Genomic DNA, 24,673 nt, shown 5'->3' with positions numbered 1-24,673 from the left:
GCCGACGGTATCGCCTACCTCCGACACCGCGGCGCCGTTCGTCATGCGTCGACTTCCGCCCCGGCTTCGCGAGTGCCGACGATCAGGAGCCGCATGCCGATCAGAGCGACGATCGCCGTTGCCGCTCCGCCGATGAGGAAGGGCAGTCGCAGATCGATGCGTGCGACCAGTCCGCCGAGAAGTGTCGCGATGGGAAACAGCCCCCAGGTGAGCGTCCGCGTGACGCCCAGGGTGCGGCCGAAGATCTCCGGTGGCAGGATCTGCTGGCGAAGGCTGCCCCACGGCACATTCCAGACCGACACCGCGCATGCCGCCAGCGCGAAGGCGATGATCGCGGTCCAGATCGACGGCGCGAGACCGGTCACCAGCATGGCGATGCCGCCGGTGAGGATGCCGCCGAACATCACAGGCCCTCGACCCCACCGCGCGACCAGGCGGGGCGACACGATCGACCCGCAGAGCGCGCCGATGCCGATGCCCGCAGTCACGAAGCCGATTGCGGCCGCGGGGACGGCCATGGCGTCGACGAAGAAGAGGACGAGCACCGCTTGTGCGAAAGAGAGCGCACTGCCGGTGAAGGCGGTGAAGAGCACCATGGACCGCAGGTAGCGGTGGTGCCACAGGAACGAGAGGGCTTCGCGAGTGGTGGGTGCTGTCGCGCGGGGTGCGTCCGTGGTCGCTTCTGCCGTTGCGTCGGGGGCGGTAGCCGACGGGGCCGCGGTTCTGAGCGAGCGTGCCGCCGACAGGGGCAGGAAGAGGGCGAGCACGACCGGGACGAGGTAGCCGATGGAGCCGACCCAGAGCGGGAGGGCCAGCGAGACGGCGAACAGCAGTCCCGAGATCGGTGTGGCGATGAAGCTGTCGACGGTCACCTGCGCGGCCTGGATCCAGCCGTTCGCCCGATCGAGCTGGCCGCGCGGGACCACGCCGGGAATGACCGCGTTGGTCGCGTTGTCGAACAGGGTCTCGCCGAGGCCGAAGATCAAGGTGCCGGCGAACAGCGCGCCGAGCGTGAGGTGTCCCGAGGCGCCGAGGACGGCCAGCCAGAGCGCGACGCCGCCCCGGATGATGTTGGCCAGTGCCATGACGTAGCGACGATCGAAGCGGTCGACGATCATGCCGGCGGGGAGGCCGAAGATCAGCCAGGGCACGAAGGCCAGTGCGGTGAGGATCGAGATGACGAACGGGTCGGAGCTGAGCGTGATGGCGACCAGCGGTACCGCCGTGCGGCCGATGCCGTCGGCGAGGTTGCTGAAGACCGCAGCTGACCAGAGGGTGCGAAACCCGCGGCCCAATGAAGGAGCGCGGCGGGAAGACGTGTCCGCGTTCGGCTCGAGGGCGGCGGTGGGAGCGGTCATCAGGAAAGTCCTTCTTCGGGGAGGGGAAACAGGTCGGTGCGGATGCTGACCGGGCGCAGGCCTTCGCCTGTCTGATCGCGGTAGAGGTCGCCGTAGCGGAGGACCACCTCGTGGAGTTCGGTGGCCAAGGCCTCCATCTGGGCGGAGGACAGCCGCAGTGTGGAGGTCGCGACCATGGCTTCGGCGGAGTCGAGGGTTTCGGCAGAACTCAGCGTCTCGTTCACGTAACGCATCAATTGCAGGTGGCGGCGGGTCAGGAACTCGTTCATCACGAGCTGGGTCGCCGCTTTACCCGCCGGCGTCTTCATCGCCTCCGGGTTCGTGAACGAGACACCGCCCTTGGTCCGCTCCCACCACCGCTCGCGTCCCGTGCCGCGGTCACTGATCTCGCGGATGAGATCGTGCTTGGCGAGCGCGCGTAAGTGATAGCTGGTGGCGCCGGAGGACTCCCCCGTCATCGCTGCCAGAGAACTCGCGGTCTGCGGACCGTACTGGGTCAGGATGTCGTAGATCTCGACCCGGAGCGGGTGGGCCAGAGCGCGGAGAGCGCTGGCATCGAGCTTGCGCTCTTCCCCGGACACGGACGGGCTGTCGGGCGAGCCGGTCGGGGCGTCATCTGTGCTCATGCTGCAAAGATAGCGTTGCAAAGAAACGTTTGCAAGATGATCTTTGCACCGCTTCGGCCTACGCTGGGACGATGACCGATGTCGTGTTCAATCCCCTCCTGGCTCCGTCCTCGCTCCCCTATGGTCTGCCCGACTATCGGACGATCAGACCGGCGTACTACCTTCCGGCATTCGAGGAGGCGTTCGCGCGTCACCGCCGTGAGATCGACGAGATCACCGGCACCTCGGCATCCCCCACGTTCGAGAACACGATGGTCGCGCTGGAGCGCTCCGGAGATCTCCTCGGCCAGGTGGCGCGCACGTTCTACACGGTGGCTTCCGCCGATGGCACGCCGGAGATCCAAGAGATCGAGCAGTCCCTCGCTCCGCTCATGTCGGCGCATCAGGATGCCGTTCAGCTCAACAAAGCGCTCTATGAGCGCGTACAACTGCTGCACGCCCAGCGTGACGACCTCGATCTGACGGCGGAAGAGCGCTATCTGCTCGAACGCCACTACCGGGAGATGACGCACGCCGGCGCCAGCCTCGACGATGCGGAGAAGAGCCGCCTCACCGACCTCAATCAGCGTCTGTCAGTGCTGACGACGACGTTCGAGAAGAACCTCCTGGCCGACACCAACGACCTCGCCGTCGTCTTCGACGATGCCGCCGAACTCGACGGCCTCACCGACGGCGAAATTTCGGCCGCGGCGCAGAACGCCTCAGACCGGGGCATGGAGGGGCGTTATGTGGTCACTCTCACGCTCTTCACCGGCCACCCGTACCTGTCGAGCCTGACAAGCCGCGACAGCCGTCGGCGTCTTCTGGACGCGTCCCGCTCGCGGGGTTCGCGCGGCAACTCCTTCGATAACCGGGAGGTGCTGCGGGAGATCGTGCGCCTGCGGGCCGAGCGGGCGGCGCTCCTGGGGTACGGCAGCCACGCCGCGTATGTCACCAGCGACGAGACGGCAGGGTCTCCCGAAGCCGTCCACGCTCTGCTGCGACGCCTTGCCGCCCCGGCGGCGGCGAATGCGCGCGCCGAACAGGCGGCACTGCAGGCCATCGTCGACACGGAATCGCATCCGTTCGCCCTCGAAGCGCACGACTGGGCGTTCTACACCGAACGCGTGCGTGCCGCACAGTACGATCTCGACCGCACCGCTCTTCGACCCTGGTTCGATGCGGAGCGTGTTCTCGTCGACGGCGTCTTCCGCGCAGCGACGTCGCTCTACGGCATCACCTTCACCGAGCGCACCGACCTCCCTGGATACCACCCCGACGTTCGGGTCTTCGAGATCCACAACGCAGACGGGACCGAGCTGGGGTTGTTCCTCCTCGACCTCTACACGCGTGACACCAAGCGCGGCGGTGCGTGGATGAACTCGATCGTCGCCCAGTCGGCCCTTCGCGGCACCCGCCCGATCGTCGTGAACAACCTGAATGTGCCGAAGCCGGCGGACGGACAGCCCACTCTGCTGACCCTCGACGAGGTCACCACGATGTTCCATGAGTTCGGTCACGCACTGCACGGACTGTTCGCCACCGTCACGTTCCCGCACTTCGCCGGTACTGCGGTCTTCCGCGATTTCGTGGAGTTCCCGAGCCAGGTGAACGAGATGTGGATCCTCTGGCCCGAGATCCTCGCCTCCTACGCGCGCCACGTCGAGACGGGCGAGCCGCTCCCCCACGACGTCGTCGAGAAGCTCCACGCCTCGGAGGCGTTCAACCAGGGGTTCGCCACCAGCGAGTACCTCGCGGCGGCATGGCTCGACCAGGCGTGGCACTCGCTGGACGTCAGAGGTGCGGATGCCGTGGCCGACGTCGCTGCGTTCGAGGCCGCTGCTCTGGCGGACATCGGCCTGGACAACCCTGTGGTGCCGACGCGGTACGCGTCGACGTACTTCGCACATGTATTCTCAGGCGGTTACAGCGCCGGGTATTACTCCTACATCTGGAGCGAAGTGCTCGACGCCGACACCGTCGAGTGGTTCAGCGAGAATGGCGGCCTGACCCGAGAGGGTGGCGACCGCTTTCGTGAGCGCCTACTGGGCGTCGGCGGCTCCAAGGACCCGCTCGAGGCGTATCGCGACTTCCGCGGGCGCGACGCCGACATCGCCCCGCTGCTGGCGCGCCGCGGACTCGAGGGCTGATCGCCGACGTCTGCGCGGCTACGGTGAGGGCGACTCCGACGGGGTCGGTGTGCTGTGCGACATCGTCGCCGGGCAGTCGATCGGCCGGTACGACGATCGGCCCTCGCGCACGTGGAAGCGGAAGCATCCCTGTGCGCTGCCGGCAGCCACGCCGGGTTGGAAGAGTCGCGTGGAGGGCTCTGGCTGCACGCTCACCTTGATCCGTACGTCCAGGCGTGCCCCGTCGGGGTCCGACGTCGAACCGCGCCACGCGTAAGGCTCCACCGTCGCCCCCGCCACATCGCCGAACTGGGTAGCAGCGAGGGTTGCGGCATCCACTCCCGGCCCCGGGCGTGACACGCGGTGCTGGATGGTGCGGGCCGCGGCATCCACCTGCGCGTGCGCGATCGATTCCCCGTCGCGCGGCCCGAACGCATGCATGAAGGTCACGGTCGCAACGCCGGTGAGGATGAGGATGGCCATCACCGTGCCGACAACGATGCGAAGGATGCGAACTGCCCGTGGGGGGCGCTCACGCGAGGAGGCCGGTGCTGTCACCGAGGTCAGGCGCTCTTGCGCTTGTGCTCCAGCACGAGGGTCGGCGGAGCTCCTTCGGTGACGGCGGCGCGCGTGACGATCACCTTCGCGACATCCTCTGTCGAGGGGATTTCGAACATGATCGGACCGAGCACGTCTTCGAGGATCGCGCGCAGACCACGCGCACCCGTCTTGCGGGCTACGGCGAGGTCGGCGATGGCGAGCAGCGCGTCGTCCTCGAACTCCAATTCGGCGCCGTCGAGCTCGAACATGCGCTGATACTGCTTGACGAACGCGTTCTTCGGTCCCGTCAGGATCTCGATGAGCGCGGCTTGGTCGAGCGGGGCCACGGACGTCACGACCGGCAGGCGTCCGATGAACTCGGGGATCAGGCCGAACTTGTGAAGGTCTTCCGGCTCGACCTCGCTGAAGAGGTCGAGCTCCTTGCCCTTTTCCTGCAGGGGGGCGCCGAAGCCGACGCCGTGCTTGCCGACGCGCGACGAGATGATGTCCTCGAGACCCGCGAAGGCGCCCGCCACGATGAACAGGACGTTGGTCGTGTCGATCTGGATGAACTCCTGGTGCGGGTGCTTGCGTCCGCCCTGCGGCGGCACCGACGCAACCGTGCCCTCGAGAATCTTCAGGAGCGCCTGCTGAACGCCCTCGCCGGACACATCTCGGGTGATCGAGGGGTTCTCGGCTTTGCGGGCGATCTTGTCGACCTCGTCGATGTAGATGATGCCGGTCTCTGCGCGCTTGACGTCGAAGTCCGCGGCCTGCAGCAGCTTGAGCAGGATGTTCTCGACGTCTTCGCCGACGTATCCCGCTTCGGTGAGCGCGGTCGCATCGGCGACGGCGAACGGAACGTTCAGTCGCTTCGCGAGCGTCTGGGCGAGGTACGTCTTGCCGCAACCGGTCGGGCCGAGCAGCAGGATGTTGCTCTTCGCGATCTCGACCTCGTCGGCGCGCTGCTCGGCCGACTGGAGCGTTCCGTGCGCGCGCACGCGCTTGTAGTGGTTGTACACGGCTACCGAGAGCGCCTTCTTCGCGGCATCCTGGCCGACCACGTATTCCGCCAGGAAGGAGAAGATCTCACGCGGTTTGGGCAGATCGAAATCGCTGACGACGCCGTCGGACGACTCCGCCATGCGCTCTTCGATGATCTCGTTGCACAGCTCGACGCACTCGTCGCAGATGTAGACCCCGGGTCCAGCGATCAACTGCTGCACCTGCTTTTGGCTTTTGCCGCAGAAGGAGCACTTGAACAGGTCGGCACTTTCACCGATGCGAGCCATGATGCTCCTCCTCCAGAAAACTCTCAGGGATGCGATTCGAGCCTAACCGCTGAGTCGGACATCTCGGCGGATTGCGACACGGTTGTGGAACTCTCGACATGTGACGAGGTCCCGCTGTCGATGCGACGGCGGGACCTCGTGGTGGCACGTGTGTCAGGACGTCAGTGCTGCGGGTACGCGCTTGCGCGACGTCAGCACCTGGTCGACGATGCCGTACTCCAGGGCCTCGGCCGCAGAGAGGATCTTGTCGCGGTCGATGTCCTTGTGGACCTGCTCCTGAGCGCGGTTGGTGTGCCGCGCCATTGTCTCTTCCAGCCACGTGCGCATGCGCATGATCTCGGCTGCCTGGATCTCGATGTCCGAGGCCTGACCGTGGCCGGATTCGCCGACGGCGGGCTGGTGCATGAGGATGCGAGCGTTCGGCAGGGCCAGACGCTTGCCCGGGGCGCCGGCGGCAAGCAGCACCGACGCGGCAGAGGCCGCCTGACCGAGCACGACGGTCTGGATCTGCGGCGACACGTATTGCATGGTGTCGTAGATCGCGGTCATGGCGGTGAAGGATCCACCCGGCGAGTTGATGTACATGACGATGTCACGGTCGGGGTCTTGCGACTCGAGCACGAGGAGCTGGGCCATGACATCATCGGCCGACGCGTCGTCGACCTGCACGCCGAGGAAGATCACACGGTCTTCGAACAGCTTGTTGTAAGGGTCCTGGCGCTTGTAGCCGTAGGCCGTGCGCTCTTCGAACTGCGGCAGGATGTAGCGGCTGGAGGGCATCTGGAAGCCCTGCGGGATGCCGGCAGTGGGCATGTTCATTCGGGATCCTCCGGTCAGTTCTTTGTGCCGCCGCCGCCGATGACATCGGTGGCCGATTCGCGGATGTGGTCGACGAAGCCGTACGCCAGGGCCTCTTCGGCGGTGAACCAGCGGTCGCGGTCACCGTCGGCGTTGACCTGCTCGACCGTTTTGCCGGTCTGCGCCGCGGTGATCTCTGCGAGACGCTTCTTCATGTCGAGGATGAGCTGCGCCTGCGTCTGGATGTCGCTGGCGGTTCCACCGAAGCCACCGTGCGGCTGGTGGAGCAGCACGCGGGCGTTAGGCGTGATGTAGCGCTTTCCCTTGGTGCCTGCGGTCAACAGCAGCTGACCCATCGATGCGGCCATACCGATGCCGACGGTGACGATGTCGTTCGGCACGAACTGCATCGTGTCGTAGATCGCCATGCCTGCGGTGATCGAGCCACCGGGCGAGTTGATGTAGAGGTAGATGTCCTTCTCGGTGTCCTCGGCCGCGAGGAGCAGGATCTTCGCGCAGATCTCGTTCGCGTTCTCGTCGCGCACCTCCGATCCGAGCCAGATGATGCGATCTCTCAGCAGTCTGTCGAAGACGCTCGTGGCGACAAGTGGTTCAGCCATGGATACTCCTGATTCCGGGTTTCCGTACGCATTGAATCTATCGGCGTGCGCTCGCGCCCCCGGCCGTGTTCGCCGTCGGCGGAGTGCCGTGTCGGACGGCCCGCTGCACGCGAACGACGAAGGGCCGGATGCCGAAGCATCCGACCCTTCACACGGGCACTCGCCCGCTACGGGATCACTCCGCGTCGGCCTTCTTGGCCGGAGCCTTCTTGGCGGCGGGCTTCTTCGCGGCCGGCTTGTCGGCGGCATCCGCGTCGGCCTTCTTAGCGGGAGTCTTGCGCGCCGGAGCCTTCTTGGCGGGCTTCTCAGCCTCTGCGTCGGCAGCGGCGTCGGCGATCTCCTGAGCCTCCTCGACGACCTCTTCCTCTGCGCTGTCCTCGTCGGAGACGATGAAGCCGGTCAGGTCGACAGCCTTGCCGTTCGTGTCGACGACCGTCACCTTGCCAAGCGCGATCGCGAGCGCCTTGTTACGGGCGACCTCGCCGACCATCGCGGGCAGCTGGTTGCCCTGCTGCAGCGCGTCGACGAACTCCTGCGGAGCCATGCCGTACTGCGCGGCCGACTGGATGAGGTACTGCGTCAGTTCCTCCTGCGAGACCTGCACGTCGTGGGCCTCGGCGAGCTTGTCGAGGATCATCTGCGTGCGGAACTGCTTCTCGCTGGCCTCGGTGACCTCGGCACGGTGCTCGTCGTCTTCGAGACGGCCTTCGCCTTCGAGGTGCGTGTGCACCTCGTCTTCGACCAGCTGTGCGGGGACGGGGATCTCGACCTTGGCGAGCAGCGCCTCGATGAGCTTGTCTCGAGCGGCGGCACCCTGCACGTACACCGACTGCTCGGAGACCCGCGTGGCGAGGCTCTCGCGGAGCTCGGCGATGGTGTCGAACTCGCTGGCCATCTGAGCGAAGTCGTCATCGGCGTCAGGCAGCTCGCGCTCCTTGACAGCGGTGACGCTGACCGAGACCTCGGCCTCGTCGCCGGCGTGGTCGCCGCCGACGAGCTTGCTGCGGAACGTGGTGTCTTCTCCCGCGGTGAGCGACTCGACGGCCTCATCGATGCCCTCGAGCAGCTCGCCCGAGCCGACCTCGTACGACACGCCCTCGGCGCGGTCGATCTCGGCACCGTCGATCGTGGCGACGAGGTTGAGCTCGACGAAGTCACCCTTGGCAGCGGGACGATCAACGGTCACCAACGTGCCGAAGCGGCCGCGCAGGCGGTCGAGCTCGGCGTCGATGGCGGCGTCGTCGGTCTCGACCGCGTCGATTTCGACGGTCACGTCCGCGAGGGAGGGCAGGTCGAACTCGGGGCGCACGTCGACCTCGACCTCGACCTTGAGGTCGCCGGAGAAGTCCTTGTCGCTGGGCCACTCGACGACCTCGGCGGACGGGCGGCCGACGATGCGCACATCGTTGGCCGTGACGGCCTCACGGTAGAAGGTGTCGAGGCCTTCGCTGACCGCGTGCTCGATGACGGCGCCGCGACCGACGCGCTGGTCGATGATCGGCGCGGGCACCTTGCCCTTGCGGAAACCCGGGATCTGGATGTCCTGCGCGATGTGCTCGTATGCGTGCGAGATGCTCGGCTTGAGCTCATCGGGCGTGACCGTGATGTGCAGCTTGACCCGGGTCGGGCTGAGCGTCTCGACGGTGCTGGTGACCATGCCTGTTGTTCTCCTCGTGTCCGGACGCGCACGTGCGTGTCCGTGGTTTCTTAGGTCTGGGGGGCCGTTCGTCGGGGCGACAGGATTTGAACCTGCGGCCTCCCGCTCCCAAAGCGGGCGCTCTACCAAGCTGAGCTACGCCCCGGGCGCGCACTTACCGTCTCAGGTGGCATGCGCCGTGTAACGGCCGTTGGTCAGTCTAGCCGACAAGACCTTGTAGACTCTTCTGGATGCCGCTGCGAAGCGGTCTCGGGGATGTAGCTCAATGGTAGAGCCTCAGTCTTCCAAACTGATGGTGCGGGTTCGATTCCCGTCATCCCCTCCACATTCGCTCACTGTGGTCGCTGGGTGCCCGATCGTGTGCGATTCCAGAGTGCAGCTCCGACATCGTCTGGGCTGGTCTCCCGCCGCTGTGTCGTGGTTCCGCGCGTCGTACGTGCGGACGGCATCCAGATCGTTGCGGTGCCGCTCCGCCGCCACGCCGCTCCGCCGCCACGACGATCGGCCGTTCACCGGCTGATGCGGCCCCCGGTCACCGCGCGTCGGATGCCGTCGCGTGCGACGCGGAATGCGCGCGATAGATCTGCGCGTTGCGGATGATGCCGGCCTTCTCTTCCTCGGACAGCTCCCGGCGCACCTTGGCCGGTACGCCCGCCACGAGCGAACCGTCGGGGATGACGGACCCTTCCAGCACGACCGCTCCCCCGGCGACGAGGCACCCCGAACCGATCACGGCGCCAGACAGGACGACGCTGCCCATCCCGATGAGCGAGCCGTCGCCGATGGTGCAGCCGTGGACCACCGCATTGTGGCCGACCGACACGTCGCATCCGATGACGACCGGGTGGCCGGCATCCACATGCACCGACACGTTGTCCTGCAGGTTGCTCCCGGCCCCCACAGTGATCGCAGCGCTGTCGCCGCGCACGACGGCGTTGTACCAGACGCTTGCGCCCTCCTCGAGGGTGACATCGCCGATCAGTCGCGCGCCGGCCGCGACGAAGGCGCTGGCGTCAATCGACGGGCTGCCCGCTGGAATCGACAGGACGGAGGCATCGTGGGCGATCGTCATGACGCCGACGATAGTCGGCCTACCAAATTCACGGCCCGTCCGTAAGCCCAGCCTTCTCTTGCTTGCGGAATGCAGCGGGCTGGATAGCGTTGTTATCAACGTGGGAGACCCCCGACGAACGGAGACCAGATCATGACCAAGACGCAGAACATTTCCATGACCGCTGCCGGCCCCGAGGCGGCTGCCGGCACCGCCCAGTTCCTGACGCCCGTCGTGCTCGGACTGCAGGCCCTCGCTGTCAACGGCAAGCAGGCGCACTGGAACGTGCGTGGCGCCAACTTCATCGCCATTCACGAGCTGCTCGACCAGGTCGTCAGCAACGCTCAGGGATTCGCCGACCTCGCCGCCGAGCGCATCGTCGCCCTCGGTCTTCCCCTCGACGCCCGCGTGTCGACCGTCGCCGAGAAGACGGGTGCCACCTCCGTTCCCGCCGGCTTCGCGCAGTGGCAGGACGAGATCGTCGCGATCATCTCCGACATGGATGCCGTCATCTCCGACGTCCAGGCAGCCATCGACGGCCTCGACGAGACCGACCTGACCAGCCAGGACGTCGCGATCTCGATCAAGGCCGGCCTCGAGAAGGACCGCTGGTTCCTCTCGGCTCACCTCGCCGCGTAAGCGTCAGCACAGATACAAGGAAGCCCCGGGCGAGAGGCCCGGGGCTTCCTTCGTTCCCGCGCACTCAGCTGAGGTGCGTGAGGCGGCCTTCGATCATGGTTGCGCGTGCCGCCGTCGCCCGCAGTTCTTTCTCTGACACGGAGAGCGGGTCGCGATCGATGACCACCAGATCGGCGACGACACCCGGCGACAACGCCGACCCCGACAGCGATCCGCCCTCCGTAGAGGCCGCCAGTGCGGTCGCGGCATCCACGCCCTCCGACGGACGCCACGGCGGACGTCCGTCCCGCGTGCGGAAGACGGCTGCCGCCATCGCCGCCCAGGGATCCAGCGGCGCGACCGGGGCGTCGGAGCCGAAGAGCAGGTTGGCGCCCGCCGTCGCGAGGGAGCGAAGCGCGTAGGGGATGCCGGTCTGGGTCGCCCAGATCGTGTCGGTCAGGTCGCGGTCATCGATCGCGTGCTCGGGCTGGACGCTCGCGCCCACGCCGAGACGCCCGAAGCGCGGGATATCGGCATGCGCGACGAGCTGCGCATGCTCGATCGTCCCCGTCGCCCCCGTGCTCGCGAAAGCGTCCAGCGCGTGCGAGTTCGCGACGTCGCCGATGGCGTGCACGGCGCACTGCAGCCCCCCGCCCGTGGCCCGCACCATGAGCTCCACGAGCACGTCGGGCGCGACCGTCAGCAGGCCGTGGTTGTGCGGGTCTCCCGGATACGCGTGCGAACACGCCGCCGTGCGCGTGCCGAGCGAGCCGTCGGTGATGACCTTCAGCGGTCCGACCCGAACGAGGCCGCGGGCGTCGAGCGCACCGCCGGACGCGAGCCCCTCCGCCAGCGCGCGTTCGAGCTGAGGCGGATAGATGCCGAAGCGGATGCGCGTCGTATCGAACCCGGCGTCCAGCCGCCTCGCCCACGCCTCAGCATTCCAGGCCATGTCGAGGTCGACGACGCCGACGATGCCCCGGGAAGCCGCGGTCTGCAGGGCCACGCCGACGAGCTCATCGCCGACGAGCGGATCGGCGGCGTTGAGTCGGCGGGAGATCTCGAATGCCGGTTCCTCGCGCAGAACACCGGTCTCGTCGAGGGGGTGACCCTCGCGATGCAGCGCTGCCGAGTTGAGCCAGACGCTGTGCACGTCGGCGTTGATCAGGTACGTGGGCGTGTCGCCCGTCGTGGCATCCAGGACGGCGAGCGTCATCGCGTCGGGCCACAGCGCGTCGCGGAAGCCGGTGCCGACGCGCCGACCGTCGGCGAGCACAGGGGCCGCTCCCATGCGCGCCGCGGCCTCGGCTGCCGATGTGACGTCTCCCAACGGCTCGCGCTGTGCGACGAGGGCCCACTGCACCGTGTGCACGTGGTGGTCCCAGAGGCCCGGAATCAGCCAGCCTCCATCGGCGTCGAACACGGCGCCGCGCCTGGGCAGCCCGCCCGCCGGAGCGATGTCGATGATCCGGCCGGCCGCCAGGTGTACGTCGACGGGCTCCTCGCCGAACGGGTCGAGCCGGTCCATCCCGGTGAGACGTGTGTTCGCGATCACCTCTACCGCGTCGCCGCGCTGCAGCCCGGCGTTCACAACTGCTCCTCCACCGCCGCCGCACGCGGTTCGGCCGGGTCGGATTGCTCGTTCAGGCGGAGTTGGGAACCACGGGCGGCGCGCACGGCGTCGTGCGCGCGTTGCATTTCGCCGGGCAACCGCGGATCGGCGTAGGGGCTCTGCCCGGCGGCCAACTGGCGAATCACCTCGTCGACGGTCTCGTCGGGCTTGTTCTGGCTCAGCTTGCGCTTGGCCATCACCTTCGTCGGCGTGAGGCGGAAGCCCACCGTGCCGCGCTCCAGTCGACGGACGAACTCTTCGTCGTTGGGCGCCTGCCACATCAACCGGGGGTGCGGCAAGGCGCTCTCGAATCGTGCGACGAGGCGGTCGAGAACCCTGAGGTTCTCCTCGGCGGACAGAACCTCGGGGATGCCGGATAGATGCACCGCGACGTAGTTCCAGGTCGGCACGTTCGGCCCCGGCGCGTACCACCCCGGCGACACGTACCCGTGCGGACCCTGGGCGATGACCAGCAGCTCCCGCTCTCCCAAGCCGTGGATGGCGTCGTCGGGCTTGCCGACGTGACCGACGATCGTGAGATCGTCGCGGTCCTCCTCGAGGAGAACCGCGTAGTGCGATGCCACCAGGCCGTCGTCGCCGTGGCTGACGAGGGTCATCCACGGGTTCTCGTCGATGATGCGGCGCAGCTCTCCCACATCGGTCATGGCGAAGCTCGGGTTCTGTCTCATCTGTCTTTCACTTCTGGCAGTTGGGGCACCAGTAGAGCTTGCGGGCACCCATCTCTTCCAGCACGATCGCCGTGCCGCAGACCCGGCACGGAAGACCCGCGCGGTGGTACACCCAGTGCCGATCGTCGCGGCTGGCCATCGCCCGTCGGTAGGCGTCGGCATCCAGGTCATCCATCGTCATCATCTGGCCGGTCTCGACGCCGATGACGAGCAGTCGCGCCCAGTCACGCCAGATTTCGCGCACGAGGTCTTCCGGGACCAGCTTGCCCGGGGTGTGCGGATCGAGAAGCGCCCGGTACAGCAACTCGGCGCGGTACACGTTTCCTATGCCGCTGACGACGGACTGATCCATCAGCAGAAGCCCGATGGGCGTCGGCTTGCGGCGCACCGAGGCCACGAACCGCTCTTCGCCCTCGGCGAGGTCGTCGACGAGGGGATCCGGGCCGAGCTTCGCGATGGTGGCCTGAACGTCGTCGGGGCTCTGCAACTCGCACGCCGTCGGCCCGCGCAAGTCGGCTGCCGTGACGGAGGTGAGCAATCGGAGCCGTACCTGTCCGACGACGGGCGGCGGCCACTGATCGTCGTCGGCGGACTCCAGCCCGCGGGTCTGCTCGCTCATGCGGACGTGCACCCGCGCGCGCCGGGGCGCCCCGATCGAGCTCAGCGAGTTCTCGCCGGCGGCGTCGAAGACCGCGTCGACATCCGTGCCGCGCTGGTTGGTCTGCCCCATCCGCCCGTTCGCCGAGGCGATCGTGGGGTCGACGTCGATCTCTCCCGCGAAGTCCCAGGCGCCATACATGCCCAGATGCACGCGCAGCCACACATCGCCGTCGAACCCGAGGAACATCTGCTTGCCGACGGCGCGCACCTCCAGCGCCTCACGTCCGTCGATGACGGCAGCGCCCTCGGCGAATCGGCCTTGCGGACTGGATGCCGCGACCTCGCGTCCGACGATGTTGCGCACGAACTGTCGTGCGATGCGATGGACGGAATGACCCTCAGGCATCAGCCGGCTTCGGGATCCATCGCGTCGGCGGACTCGCCGCCCACGGCGGGCGATGCGACCGTGCGGGGGTCGGGCAGCAGCGAGCCGTCGTTCTCAAACGCCGCCAGCTGAGCGATGCGGCGGGCGTGGCGCTCCTCGCCGGAGAAGGGCGTGGCGATGAAGCGATCGATGAAGGCGATCGCCTCATCGACGGTGTGCTGGCGCGCACCGATCGAGATGACGTTCGCGTCGTTGTGCTCGCGCGCGAGTTCGGCGGTGGCGATGCTCCACACGAGGGCGGCGCGCACACCGCGAACCTTGTTCGCGGCAATCTGCTCGCCGTTGCCGGAGCCGCCGAACACGACGCCGAGCGTCTCGATACCCGCGGATTGGTCGCGCACCACGGCCTGGGCTGCGCGGATGCAGAACGCAGGGTAGTCATCCAGGGCGTCGTACTCGACGGGCCCGTGGTCCACGACGTCGTGTCCCTGCTCCGCCAGGTGATGCTGCAACTGCGTAGAGAACTCGAGTCCGGCGTGATCGGTCGCGATGTGGATGCGCATGCTGACCATCCTAGGGATGCCGTCGGCAGCGCGGGCGAGGTTGATATGATGACTTCATCATGCCATTGACAGCCACGCAGAAGCCCTTGTACGAAGTCAAAGCAAACCTGTTCAAGGGGCTTGCCCATCCCCTGCGGATCCGAATCCTCGAGCTGCTCGCGGCTGATTCCGAGCTGAGCGTCGCTGACCTCCAGCGTGAGACGGGATTGGAGGCGTCGCACCTTTCGCAGCATTTGTCGGTACTGCGACGGCACCGGCTGGTCGAGTCCGAGCGCCGCGCCAGCCACGTGTTCTATCGCCTCTCCGATCCCCTCGTTGCGAACCTCCTCACCGCCGCGCGGGAGCTTCTGCTCGGCATCCTGAGCGCCGATGGCGATCTTCTGATGGATGCCCAGGCACTGCCGGCGATCACCGTCTCAACGGTGCGGCCGTGAGCAGGGGGTTTCGCGGGCTGCTGCCGACGGGTAGCGACTATGCGCTGATGCGGCGGACATGGCGCGGAGATCTGATCGCCGGTGTCACCGTGGGCATCGTCGCGCTGCCGCTGGCGCTCGGTTTCGGGGTGAGTTCGGGGCTCAGCGCCGAAGCCGGGCTGGTCACCGCAGTGATCGCCGGGATCGTCGCCGCCGTCTTCGGCGGATCGAATGTGCAGGTGTCCGGTCCGACCGGAGCCATGGTGGTCGTTCTCGTTCCCATCGTCGCCGTACACGGCCCGGCGGCCGTGGCCGTGGTGAGCCTGCTCGCGGGGGTCTTCGTGCTCGCGGCGGGGGCCTTGCGCCTCGGTCGCGCGGTGTCGTTCATTCCGTGGCCCGTCATCGAGGGCTTCACCCTCGGCATCGCGGTCATCATCTTCGCCCAGCAGGTGCCGTCACTGGTGTCGCCGTATACCGCCGCGGCGAACGAGCACAGCTCGAATGCCGTCGTCGCCGCCGTGCAGTCATTCACTCGGCTCGATGCGGGATACGCCGTCTGGGCCCTCGGCGCCGTTGCGGTGGTGGCGATCTGCATGCTCGGCGCCCCGCGTCTGCACCGTGCGATCCCCGGCTCGCTCGTCGGTATCGTCGTGGTGGCCGCCGTTTCACTGGCCGTCGCTGCACCCCTCGCGCGCATCGGCGCTCTTCCCGCCTCCCTGCCGGCGCCCGCACTTCCTGCGATCGATCTCGCCACGCTCGGCCAACTCGCCGCGCCCGCCGCGACCGTCGCAGCCCTGGCGGCGATCGAGTCGCTGCTCTCGGCGCGGGTTGCGGCGAGCCTCGGCGACACGGGCCCGTATGACCCCGACCGAGAGCTGGTCGGGCAGGGTTTGGCGTCGATCGGCTCGTCGCTCTTCGGCGGAATGCCCGCCACCGGCGCCATCGCGCGCACCGCAGTCAACGTCCGCGCGGGCGGCCGCAGCCGACTCGCCGCAGTCACGCATTCCCTCGTGCTGCTGGGCGTCGTGCTGGTGGTCGCCGGACCCGTCGGACAGATTCCGCTCGCCGCGCTCGCCGGCGTGCTGATGGTGACCGCCGTCCGCATGGTGCATGCCGACACGGTGCGCGCCATCGTCCGATCGACGCGGGCGGATGCTGCGGCGTTCATCGCGACGGCCGTCATCACCGTGTCGTTCGATCTCATCGTGGCGGTCATCATCGGCGTGGCCTTCGCCGGCTTCTTCGCGTTGCGCGGCATGTCACGTGCGTCGCGCGTGCGCCGTGAGGAACTACGGGGACACTCTCAACCAGGCGATGAGCGCATCGCGATCCTCCGCTTCGACGGACCTCTGTCTTTCACCTCGGCCGACCGCATCTTCGCCGAGGTCGACGCCATCCGCGACGTATCGGTGGTGATCATGCGGATGAGCCAGCTCGAGCTGGTCGACGCGACGGGTGCACACATGCTGGGCGAGGTGGTGCAGTCGCTCGAACGACGCGGAATCACCGTACTGATCAAGGGCGTGCAGCCACGGCACGCAGGACTGTTCCGCACCGTCGGGGTGCTCGATGCCCTTCGTCATCACAATCACCTGTTCGTCGAGCTGCCCGCCGCGATCGCGCACGCCCGCAGTCACGTGCGTCGCGAATCGGCGACCGCGTAGGCTATGTGGGTTGCCGTCGGCGCCAGCAGTGCCGGATGGTTCAGACCACACCCCTCACCCATGGGAGTACCGCAGTGCCTGGAGAGAACCTCACCCGCATCGAGGCGCAGGAGCGCCGCGCGATCGTGGACACGCAGTCGTATGACGTCGCGCTCGATCTGACCCGCGGTTCGGAGGTGTTCGGCTCGCGCACCGTGGTGCGCTTCACGGCCATCGAAGGCGCATCGACCTTCATCGACCTGATCGCCCGCGACATCCGCGAGATCACGCTCAACGGCGTGGCCGTCGAGCCCGCGTCTTTTGCCGACGCGCGCATCTCGCTGCACGACCTTCGCGCTGAGAACGAGCTGATCGTCGACGCTGACTGCCTGTACACCAACACGGGAGAGGGGCTTCACCGCTTCGTCGATCCCGTCGACGGCGAGGTGTACCTGTACTCGCAGTTCGAGGTGCCTGACTCCCGCCGGGTCTTCGCGGTGTTCGAGCAGCCCGACCTCAAGGCGACCTTCCGCTTCACGGTGACCGCCCCGTCGGCGTGGAAGGTCGTGTCGAACTCCCCGACCCCCGAGCCCGTCGCGGGCGACGAGGGTTCGGCGATCTGGGCGTTCGAGCCCACTCCGCGGATTTCGTCGTACATCACCGCCATCATTGCGGGCCCGTACGAGGCGACGTTCAGCGAGCTGACGAGCGCCTCCGGTGCGATCATCCCGCTCGGTGTCTACGGCCGAAAGAGCCTGTGGCAGCATCTCGATGCGGACTACATCTTCGACAAGACCCGCGAGGGCTTCGCGTACTACGAGGAGAAGTTCGGAGTTCCTTACCCCTTCGCCAAGTACGACCAGCTCTTCGTGCCGGAGTTCAACGCCGGTGCCATGGAGAACGCCGGTGCGGTCACCTTCACGGAGACCTATGTGTTCCGCAGCAAGGTGACGGACGCCGTCAAGGAGCGCCGCGTCGTCACGATCCTGCACGAGCTCGCACACATGTGGTTCGGCGACCTCGTGACCATGAAGTGGTGGAACGACCTCTGGCTGAACGAGTCGTTCGCCGAGTGGGCGTCCACGATCGCGACCGCCGAGGCCACCGAGTGGACCGAAGCGTGGACGACCTTCAACGCGATGGAGAAGACGTGGGCGTATCGACAGGACCAGCTGCCTTCCACGCACCCGGTTGTCGCCACCATCAACGACCTCGACGACGTGCAGGTCAACTTCGATGGCATCACGTACGCCAAGGGCGGCTCGGTGCTCAAGCAGTTGGCCGCGTGGGTCGGGATCGACGCCTTCTTCGCGGGAGTCGGCCAGTACTTCCAGAAGCACGCCTTCGGCAACACCGAACTGTCCGACCTGTTGGTCGAGCTCGAAGCCACAAGTGGTCGTGACCTGTCGGGGTGGTCGAAGAAGTGGCTCGAGACCGCGGGCGTCAACACGCTGTCGCCTGAGCTGCGGGTTGCCGACGATGGCATCATCGCGCGTTTCGCCATCGTGCAGACGGCACCGGCCGACTACCCCACGATCCGCCCGCACCGTCTGGGCGTCGGCTTCTACTCGCTCAACGGCGACGCGCTGGTGCGCACGCACCACGTGGAGCTCGATGTCGACGGCGACCTCACCGAGGTACCCGAGCTCGTCGGTCAGCGTCAGCCCGATCTCATCCTGCTCAACGACGATGATCTGGCCTACGCGAAGATCCGTCTCGACGCGCGCTCGCTGAAGACGGCGATCGACCACCTGGCGCGGATCAGCGACCCACTCGCGAGGTCGCTCGTGTGGGGTGCGGCGTGGGACCAGACGCGCGATGCCGAGGCCTCGGCATCCGACTACATCGATCTCGTCTTGCGAAACATCGGCGCGGAGACCGAATCGACGACGGTGCGCACCACGCTCGCCCAACTTCAGCTCGCGGCGAACGCCTACGTTGCGTCGGAGACCCGGGACGCGGCGCGCACGCGCGTCGCCGACGCGCTCTGGGAACTCGCTGCGGCCGCCGAGCCCGGCAGCGACAGCCAGCTGCAGTTCGTGACGGCATTCGCGAGTGCGGCTTCCACCGGCGCCCACTGGGCACAGGTGCGCGCGCTCCGGGACGGAACCGTGGCGCTTGCAGGGTTGGACATCGACGCCGACCTGTCGTGGGCGCTCCTCGTGTCTCTGGCCGCGGGCGGCATCGTCACCGCCGCCGACATCGATGCGGCTCTCGCGGCCGACAACACGGCCAAGGGCGGCGAGTTCGCCGCCCAAGCGAAGGCGGCCTTGCCGACCGTCGACGCGAAGCGGATCGCGTGGGCCTCGCTGATCGACAGCGCCGACCTGCCCAACACCGTGGTGCGTTCGGCTGCCCTCGGATTCGTGCACCCCGCAGGCACCGAGGCGCTGGAGGCATTCGTCGCTCCGTACTTCGACATGCTGCTGCCGATCTGGGAGTCGCGCACGTATCAGATCGCGAACTACCTGATCACCGGGCTCTACCCCGCACCGCTCGCGTCGACGGAACTGCGCGATGCCACCCGCGCGTGGCTCGCGGCGAACATCGAGGCGCCCGCCGCCCTGCGGCGTCTGGTGAACGAGAACCTGGCCGGTGTCGAGCGCGCGCTCGCAGTGCAGGAGCGCGACGCCGCGAACTGAGTCGACGTTGCCCGATCGGCCGCGCGTCCTTCCGACGATCGAGGGATGCGCGGCCGATCTCATCCTCCCGCAGGATGTGCCATCGACCTTCGGCGCCGTAGCGTCGAAGGATGATCGTCGCTGAAAACCTCACGAAGAAATACGGAAGCACCACCGCCGTCGATGACGTCTCGTTCACTGTGCAACCGGGTCAGGTCACCGGCTTCCTCGGCCCGAACGGGGCGGGCAAGTCGACCACGATGCGGATGATCGTCGGCCTCGACGCTCCCTCGGCGGGGCGCGTGAGCGTTGCCGGACACCGATACGCACAGAGTCGGTCGCCGCTGACCGAGGTGGGAGTGCTGCTCGACGCGAAGGCCGTCCACACCGGTCGGTCCGCCCGCGGGCACCTGCGCGCGATGGCAGCGACCCACGGCATCCCCGATTCGCGCGTTGATGAGGTGATTTCCCTCACCGGCCTGGAGGCCGTCGCGCGAAAGCGCGCCGGAAAGTTCTCGCTCGGGATGGGACAGAGGCTCGGCATCGCCGCCGCCCTGCTCGGCGACCCCCGCACACTGATCCTGGACGAGCCGGTCAACGGCCTCGACCCCGAAGGCGTGCGTTGGGTGCGCCAGCTCGTCCGCCACCTCGCGGGCGAGGGGCGCACCGTGCTGCTGTCGAGCCATCTCATGAGCGAGATGTCGCAGACCGCCGATCACGTCATCGTGCTCGGTCGCGGCCGCATCCTCGCCGATGCCCCGCTCGATCAGCTGGTACGGGCCTGGACGCGCAACGAGGTGCTCGTTCGCACCCCCCGCGCCGCCGACTTGGCGTCGGCTCTGGGCTCCCCCGACGTCACCGTCGCCGATGCCGGCGACGGCAGCTTGCTCGTCGGCGGCATACCGGCCAGCGCGATCGGTGACATCGCCGCCGACCGTGGCATTCCGTTGCATGAACTCACTCCGCGCACGGGATCGCTCGAGGAGGCCTACATGGCGCTCACCGAGGGTTCCGTCGAGTACAAGACCAAGGAGATCGCATGAGCACCGCAACCGTGTCCGTTCCATCCACCGATGCCGTGAGCGGGCTGGCTGCCTCGCCTTACCGTCTGAGCTTCGTGCGGGTGGTCCGCAGCGAATGGCTCAAGCTGCTTTCGCTGCGCTCGACGTGGTGGTCGCTGGCCATCACGGTGGCACTGTCCGTCGGCATCTCGTTGCTGATGGCGGCCGCGATGCGCGATTTCGAGTCGGGGATCACGCCCGTCATGGTCATCGTGATGCCGATGCAGTTCACCATGCTGGTCGCCGGGATCCTGGGCGCCATCGCGATCACCGGTGAGTACTCGACCGGGATGATTCGTTCGACCTTGACGGCGGAGCCGCGCCGAGGCGCCGTGCTGGCCGCAAAGTCGATCGTCGTCACCGTGCTGCTCGCACTCGCGACGGCGGTGACGTACGCGATCGCGGTGCTCGTCACGGCGCCGATCCTCAAGACCGGCATCGACTGGTCCGACGCGGCGCAGTCGTGGACACCGCTGCTCGCCGGTGTGTTCGCCATGGCGACCTTCGCGCTCATCGGACTGGGCTTCGGATTCATCATCCGCAACGGCGCCGGTGCGATCGCCGCCACGGTCGGTGTGCTGTTCGTCTTGCCGATCGTCCTGTCGATGTTCTCCTTCGCCGGTGAGGGGTGGCGCTGGCTGGTGGATTCGACGCAGTACCTTCCGATGTCCGGCGCGCAGGCCGCAACGGCGGTGGACGGTGACCACATCGTTCGCGGGCTCGTGACGCTCGCCGCATGGCCCGCTGCTCTGCTGATCGGTGCGTGGGTGTCGCTGCGCAGCCGCGACGCCTGAGTCGGGACAGCGTGACCGACGGGAGCCGCAGCTCGCTCGATGTCTCATCGAGCGAGCTGCGGCTCCCGCGTCCGCCGGGCGTGATCCGGCGGTTCTGGGCTCGGCATCCTCGCGTCGCGGACGTCCTCGTCGCACTGCTGACCGCTCTCGTCACCTTCCCTGCACCGAGCCGCAGCGACGCTGCCACCGGTGCGCTGTGGGACCTGACGCGGCCCAGCGCGGTCGTCGCGCTGGCGCTGGCCTGCATCGCACTCGTCTGGCGTCGACGGCTGCCGTTGCTCGTCTTCGCCCTGGCCGGGACAGGCGCGGTGCTCGCGCTTCCGTCAGGATCGGGCGTGGGCAGTGCGACGGTCGCGGTCGCCGTGTACGCGGTGGCGGTCTACGCCGGCTCGTCGGACGCGTGGCTCGCCGCCGCCGGAGTTACCGGCGTCGCCCTGCTGGGATCTGCGGTGGCCGTCCTCGGCGGCCTCCTGTCGTGGTCACCGGCGCTCAACGGCTGCGCGGCGCTCGTCGTGTCTGTGCTGATCGGCACGCTCGTCGGCGTGAACGTCGGAAACCGCGCCCGCTACCTTTCGGCGCTGATGGACACCTCTCGGCAGTTGTGGGCCGAGCGGGAACAGCACGCGCGCCTCGCGGCCACCACAGAACGCGCGCGGATCGCGCGCGAGATGCACGACGTGGTTTCGCACTCCCTCACCGTCATCGTCGCCCTGTCGGAGGGAGCCACCGCCACGTCGGACGTCGCCCGTGGTCGAGCGGCGACCCAGCAGATCTCGACCACCGCCCGCGCCGCACTCGACGAGATGCGAGCCATGCTGGGTGTGCTCCGCGACGAACAGGCTGACGGCGACGCACCCCTCGCTCCGCTCGACGGCGATACCGTGCGCGCCGCCGTCGCGACCGCGCGCAGCGCGGGCATCCCCGTGGTACTCCGAACGACCGGCGGTGAGATCGACGACCTCCACGTCCGCCTCGCCGTCGCCCGTGTCGTGCAGGAGGGGTTGACCAACGTCATCCGTCACGCGCCCACCGCTCATGAGGTCGTGGTCTCGGTCGCGACGACGGTCGATGGTGTCACGGTGCAGATTGTCAACGACGGCGTGACGCGGCCTGCCTCCGGTACCGGTTACGGCATCCGCGGGCTCCATGAGCGCGCCGCGAGAGTGGGCGGCGTCGCCGAGGCGGGCCCCGTCGGCGACGGTAGCTGGCGGGTGCGACTGCGTGTTCCGAGCTCTTCGATGACCGATCGGACAACGTCATGACTGCTCCCATCCGCGTGGTCATCGCCGATGACCAGCCTCTGATCCGCCTGGGCTTCACTCTCGTGCTCGAAGCGGAGCCCGACATCCGTGTCGTGGGCGAAGCCGCCGACGGCGAGGAGACGATTACCGTGTGCGCTGCGGAACGACCCGACGTGGTGCTGATGGACATCCGGATGCCGCGCATGAACGGCGTCGCGGCGACCGCGCGCGTCGTGGCGGAGTGCCCGCAGACGCGGGTGCTGGTGCTCACGACCTTCGACCTCGACGAGTACGCCTTCGGCGCGTTGGATGCCGGCGCCAGCGGCTTCCTGCTCAAAGACATCGACCGGGCCGGACTCGTCGCCGCCATCCGTGCGGTCGCGGGCGGCGATGCCGTGTTGTCGCCGCGCGTGACGCGGGAGGTCCTCCGCCGACGTCTGACGTCGGCAGGCAACGCTGCCGGAGCTGACGGGGTGGACATCGCAGAACGGGTGGCGGCCCTGACACAGCGTGAGCGCGAGGTGTTTCAGGCGATCGCCCGCGGCCTCAGCAACGCGGAGATCGCGACGGAGCTCTACCTCGGCGAGACCACGGTGAAGACGCACGTGGGCCGTGTGCTCTCGAAGCTGGCGGCGCGCGACCGCATTCACGCCGTCATCCTCGCCCATCGCGGAGGCCTTGCCGTCGACGGCGAGCCGCGCTCACAGAACGGACAGAGTCCGGCTCGTTAGGATCGAACCGATGCGGTACTTCTCTGACTCCGGCGGCGACACCACCGCGCCGGTCATCGACCCCACGATCTGGGATAACGTCGTGCGCTGGCTCGGCGAAACCGGAGTCAACCTGCTGACGGTGGCGGGCATCGTGATCGGTGCGTTCTTCGCGTCGTGGGTGCTGCGCCTCGTGATCCGGCGCGTCGTCAATCGCATCGTCTCGGGCGCCAAGAGCAAGGCCAACGTGGACGACACGCAGGCGCTCGAGAGATCCCCCCTGGCCGCTATGCGGCTCGTCCAGCGCACGCGCACGCTGGGGTCGATTCTGCAGAACATCGTGAACGTCGCGATCGTGACCATCGCGATCCTGCTCGTCTTCAACATCCTGGCCCCGAGTGCCCTCGGATCCTTCGCGCTTCTGTCGGCCGCGATCGGTGCCGGCCTCGGTTTCGGCGCTCAGAACATCGTCAAAGACGTGCTCAACGGCATCTTCATCGTGGCCGAAGACCAGGTCGGTATCGGAGACGTCGTCGACCTCGGCCTGGCGACCGGCATCGTGGAGTACGTGAGCGTGCGCATCACGCACGTACGTGATGTGAACGGCACGCTCTGGTACGTCCGCAACGGCGAGATCACCCGTATCGGCAACATGTCGCAGGGGTGGTCGCGTGTCATCATCGACCTCGCCCTTCCGGTCGACGTGGATATCGATCAGGTCGAGAAGGCGATGCTCGCCACGGCCAAGTCGCTCGTGAAAGACCCGAAGTGGCGCACCCGCATCATCGAGCAGCCCGAAGTGTGGGGGCTGGAGTCGATCACGGGTGATGCGCTGGTGATCCGGCTCGTGATCAAGACGCGCGCCAACGCGAAGGATGACGTCGCCCGTGAGCTGCGCATGCGTCTGAAGCGGGCGATGGATGAGCTCGGCGTCACGTTGCCGTCGATGAACACCGTGATGCTCGCCGGACTGGAGGGCGCGCAGCGCGTGCGGGGAGCGAACCCTCCGCGCACCCGGCCCACGCCCATCGCCTCGGCCGACGGGAAAGGTGTGTGGAAGCCGAAGCGCGGGGGCACGAAGGCCCCCGCAGCCCCGACGCCGAGCGCGGAGAAGACCTCACCCAACGCCGACACCGCAGGCCCGGGAGCGGCGAAGGAGGATGACGGCGCGTGAGCGACGAGATGCTCAGCTTCTACGACCAGATCGGCGGACACGCGACCTTCGTGCGGCTCGTCGATGCCTTCTACCGGGGCGTCGCCGAGGACGATGTGCTCCGTCCCATGTACCCCGAGGCCGACCTCGGTCCGGCCGCCGAGCGGCTCACCCTGTTCCTCGAGCAGTACTGGGGTGGGCCGGCCACGTACAGCGAACGCCGCGGCCACCCGCGGCTGCGCCAGCGGCACATTCCGTTCCACGTCAACCCCGACGCGCGTGACCGCTGGTTGGCGCACATGCGCACCGCCGTCGACGAGCTCGACCTCTCGCCGCTGCATGAAGCGACGCTGTGGGACTACCTCCAGCGCGCCGCTCATGCGATGGTGAACACATTCGAACCGACCGGCATCGGTCCGGACCGGCCGCACGATGCCGGAACCCTCCCGATCCATCCCCTGCCCGCCACGGATGCCTCGGCATCCTCCGGCGGCTGACCCGCGCACCTTTCGCATGCGCC

The 24,673-nt window shown here is 67.8% G+C and carries 23 protein-coding genes and 2 tRNA genes; 12 read left to right on the top strand and 13 right to left on the bottom strand.

Going from position 1 to position 24,673, the window contains the following annotated elements:
- Positions 1–41 precede the first annotated feature (41 nt).
- Both ITJ43_RS01380 and ITJ43_RS01375 read right to left on the bottom strand, forming a co-directional pair.
- Positions 42–1,358, bottom strand: coding sequence for an MFS transporter (locus tag ITJ43_RS01380; RefSeq protein WP_194581402.1), 1,317 nt, complete (start codon positions 1,356–1,358; stop codon positions 42–44).
- Positions 1,358–1,984, bottom strand: coding sequence for an ArsR/SmtB family transcription factor (locus tag ITJ43_RS01375; protein ID WP_194581400.1), 627 nt, complete (start codon positions 1,982–1,984; stop codon positions 1,358–1,360). The genes ITJ43_RS01380 and ITJ43_RS01375 overlap by 1 nt, the downstream gene beginning before the upstream one ends.
- A 71-nt stretch (positions 1,985–2,055) precedes the next feature.
- Here ITJ43_RS01375 and ITJ43_RS01370 point away from each other — a divergent pair, with 71 nt between their 5' ends.
- Positions 2,056–4,113 (top strand): M3 family metallopeptidase, encoded by a 2,058-nt coding sequence (locus tag ITJ43_RS01370; protein WP_194581398.1) that lies wholly within the window; start codon positions 2,056–2,058, stop codon positions 4,111–4,113.
- Between the two features lie 18 nt (positions 4,114–4,131).
- On the opposite strand, the gene ITJ43_RS01365 is transcribed toward ITJ43_RS01370, so the two are convergent.
- From ITJ43_RS01365 to ITJ43_RS01340, 6 genes are all read right to left on the bottom strand, one after another.
- Positions 4,132–4,575 carry a hypothetical protein gene (locus ITJ43_RS01365; RefSeq protein ID WP_228495275.1) on the bottom strand — a complete coding sequence of 148 codons (444 nt, stop codon included), beginning with the start codon at positions 4,573–4,575 and terminating at the stop codon, positions 4,132–4,134.
- A gap of 80 nt (positions 4,576–4,655) precedes the next feature.
- Entirely contained in the window at positions 4,656–5,924 is a 1,269-nt protein-coding gene (gene clpX / locus ITJ43_RS01360) for an ATP-dependent Clp protease ATP-binding subunit ClpX (protein ID WP_194581396.1), read from the bottom strand.
- Between the two features lie 153 nt (positions 5,925–6,077).
- Positions 6,078–6,743, bottom strand: coding sequence for an ATP-dependent Clp protease proteolytic subunit (locus tag ITJ43_RS01355; protein ID WP_194581394.1), 666 nt, complete (start codon positions 6,741–6,743; stop codon positions 6,078–6,080).
- Between the two features lie 14 nt (positions 6,744–6,757).
- Positions 6,758–7,342 (bottom strand): ATP-dependent Clp protease proteolytic subunit, encoded by a 585-nt coding sequence (locus ITJ43_RS01350; RefSeq protein WP_194581392.1) that lies wholly within the window; start codon positions 7,340–7,342, stop codon positions 6,758–6,760.
- Between the two features lie 175 nt (positions 7,343–7,517).
- Complete coding sequence (gene tig / locus ITJ43_RS01345; protein WP_194581390.1) at positions 7,518–8,999, bottom strand: trigger factor; 1,482 nt, start codon at positions 8,997–8,999, stop codon at positions 7,518–7,520.
- A 71-nt stretch (positions 9,000–9,070) separates the two neighbouring features.
- Positions 9,071–9,144, bottom strand: a tRNA-Pro gene (locus ITJ43_RS01340).
- A gap of 106 nt (positions 9,145–9,250) precedes the next feature.
- Here ITJ43_RS01340 and ITJ43_RS01335 point away from each other — a divergent pair.
- Positions 9,251–9,324: transfer RNA gene (locus tag ITJ43_RS01335), tRNA-Gly, on the top strand.
- 207 nt (positions 9,325–9,531) lie between these two features.
- Here the strand turns inward: ITJ43_RS01335 and ITJ43_RS01330 are convergent.
- The gene (locus ITJ43_RS01330; RefSeq protein WP_194581388.1) at positions 9,532–10,071 is read right to left on the bottom strand and encodes a gamma carbonic anhydrase family protein; all 540 of its coding nucleotides are present in this window, start codon (positions 10,069–10,071) and stop codon (positions 9,532–9,534) included.
- A gap of 132 nt (positions 10,072–10,203) precedes the next feature.
- On the opposite strand from ITJ43_RS01330, the gene ITJ43_RS01325 reads away from it, so the two are divergent.
- Entirely contained in the window at positions 10,204–10,689 is a 486-nt protein-coding gene (locus ITJ43_RS01325) for a Dps family protein (RefSeq protein WP_194581386.1), read from the top strand.
- Between the two features lie 64 nt (positions 10,690–10,753).
- Here ITJ43_RS01325 and ITJ43_RS01320 read toward each other — a convergent pair whose 3' ends face one another.
- Genes ITJ43_RS01320 through ITJ43_RS01305 form a run of 4 tightly spaced genes read right to left on the bottom strand, consistent with a single transcriptional unit; the run spans position 10,754 to position 14,517 of the window.
- Positions 10,754–12,196: an amidohydrolase gene (locus ITJ43_RS01320; protein WP_194582408.1), complete on the bottom strand. Its 1,443-nt coding sequence runs from the start codon at positions 12,194–12,196 to the stop codon at positions 10,754–10,756.
- A 59-nt stretch (positions 12,197–12,255) separates the two neighbouring features.
- Positions 12,256–12,969 (bottom strand): FMN-binding negative transcriptional regulator, encoded by a 714-nt coding sequence (locus ITJ43_RS01315; protein ID WP_194581384.1) that lies wholly within the window; start codon positions 12,967–12,969, stop codon positions 12,256–12,258.
- A gap of 7 nt (positions 12,970–12,976) precedes the next feature.
- Positions 12,977–13,975: an Fpg/Nei family DNA glycosylase gene (locus ITJ43_RS01310; RefSeq protein WP_194581382.1), complete on the bottom strand. Its 999-nt coding sequence runs from the start codon at positions 13,973–13,975 to the stop codon at positions 12,977–12,979.
- A complete protein-coding gene (locus tag ITJ43_RS01305) occupies positions 13,975–14,517 on the bottom strand; it encodes a ribose-5-phosphate isomerase (RefSeq protein ID WP_194581380.1) in 543 nt (180 codons plus the stop codon). Before ITJ43_RS01305 ends, ITJ43_RS01310 begins: the two co-directional genes overlap by 1 nt.
- Positions 14,518–14,576: 59 nt before the next feature.
- On the opposite strand from ITJ43_RS01305, the gene ITJ43_RS01300 reads away from it, so the two are divergent.
- The 9 genes from ITJ43_RS01300 (at position 14,577) to ITJ43_RS01260 (ending at position 24,650) form a co-directional block, all read left to right on the top strand.
- Entirely contained in the window at positions 14,577–14,951 is a 375-nt protein-coding gene (locus tag ITJ43_RS01300; RefSeq protein WP_194581378.1) for an ArsR/SmtB family transcription factor, read from the top strand.
- A gap of 47 nt (positions 14,952–14,998) precedes the next feature.
- A complete protein-coding gene (locus ITJ43_RS01295; protein ID WP_194582406.1) occupies positions 14,999–16,594 on the top strand; it encodes a SulP family inorganic anion transporter in 1,596 nt (531 codons plus the stop codon).
- A gap of 74 nt (positions 16,595–16,668) precedes the next feature.
- Positions 16,669–19,215, top strand: a complete 2,547-nt coding sequence (gene pepN / locus ITJ43_RS01290; RefSeq protein ID WP_194581376.1) for an aminopeptidase N — start codon at positions 16,669–16,671, stop codon at positions 19,213–19,215.
- Positions 19,216–19,325: 110 nt separating this feature from the next.
- A complete protein-coding gene (locus ITJ43_RS01285; protein ID WP_194581374.1) occupies positions 19,326–20,237 on the top strand; it encodes an ABC transporter ATP-binding protein in 912 nt (303 codons plus the stop codon).
- The gene (locus tag ITJ43_RS01280; protein ID WP_194581372.1) at positions 20,234–21,049 is read left to right on the top strand and encodes an ABC transporter permease subunit; all 816 of its coding nucleotides are present in this window, start codon (positions 20,234–20,236) and stop codon (positions 21,047–21,049) included. The genes ITJ43_RS01285 and ITJ43_RS01280 overlap by 4 nt, the downstream gene beginning before the upstream one ends.
- 11 nt (positions 21,050–21,060) lie before the next feature.
- Complete coding sequence (locus tag ITJ43_RS15245; protein ID WP_194581370.1) at positions 21,061–22,311, top strand: sensor histidine kinase; 1,251 nt, start codon at positions 21,061–21,063, stop codon at positions 22,309–22,311.
- On the top strand, positions 22,308–23,021 hold the full coding sequence (locus tag ITJ43_RS01270; protein WP_194581368.1) for a response regulator: 714 nt from the start codon (positions 22,308–22,310) through the stop codon (positions 23,019–23,021). The genes ITJ43_RS15245 and ITJ43_RS01270 overlap by 4 nt, the downstream gene beginning before the upstream one ends.
- Before the next feature lie 10 nt (positions 23,022–23,031).
- Entirely contained in the window at positions 23,032–24,174 is a 1,143-nt protein-coding gene (locus tag ITJ43_RS01265; protein WP_228495274.1) for a mechanosensitive ion channel family protein, read from the top strand.
- A gap of 8 nt (positions 24,175–24,182) precedes the next feature.
- On the top strand, positions 24,183–24,650 hold the full coding sequence (locus tag ITJ43_RS01260) for a globin (RefSeq protein ID WP_194582404.1): 468 nt from the start codon (positions 24,183–24,185) through the stop codon (positions 24,648–24,650).
- Positions 24,651–24,673: the final 23 nt, after the last annotated feature.

This window comes from Microbacterium sp. VKM Ac-2870, assembly GCF_015350795.1.
In the GTDB taxonomy this organism is placed as follows: domain Bacteria; phylum Actinomycetota; class Actinomycetes; order Actinomycetales; family Microbacteriaceae; genus Microbacterium.
This window is presented reverse-complemented; position numbering and strand designations above follow the sequence as displayed.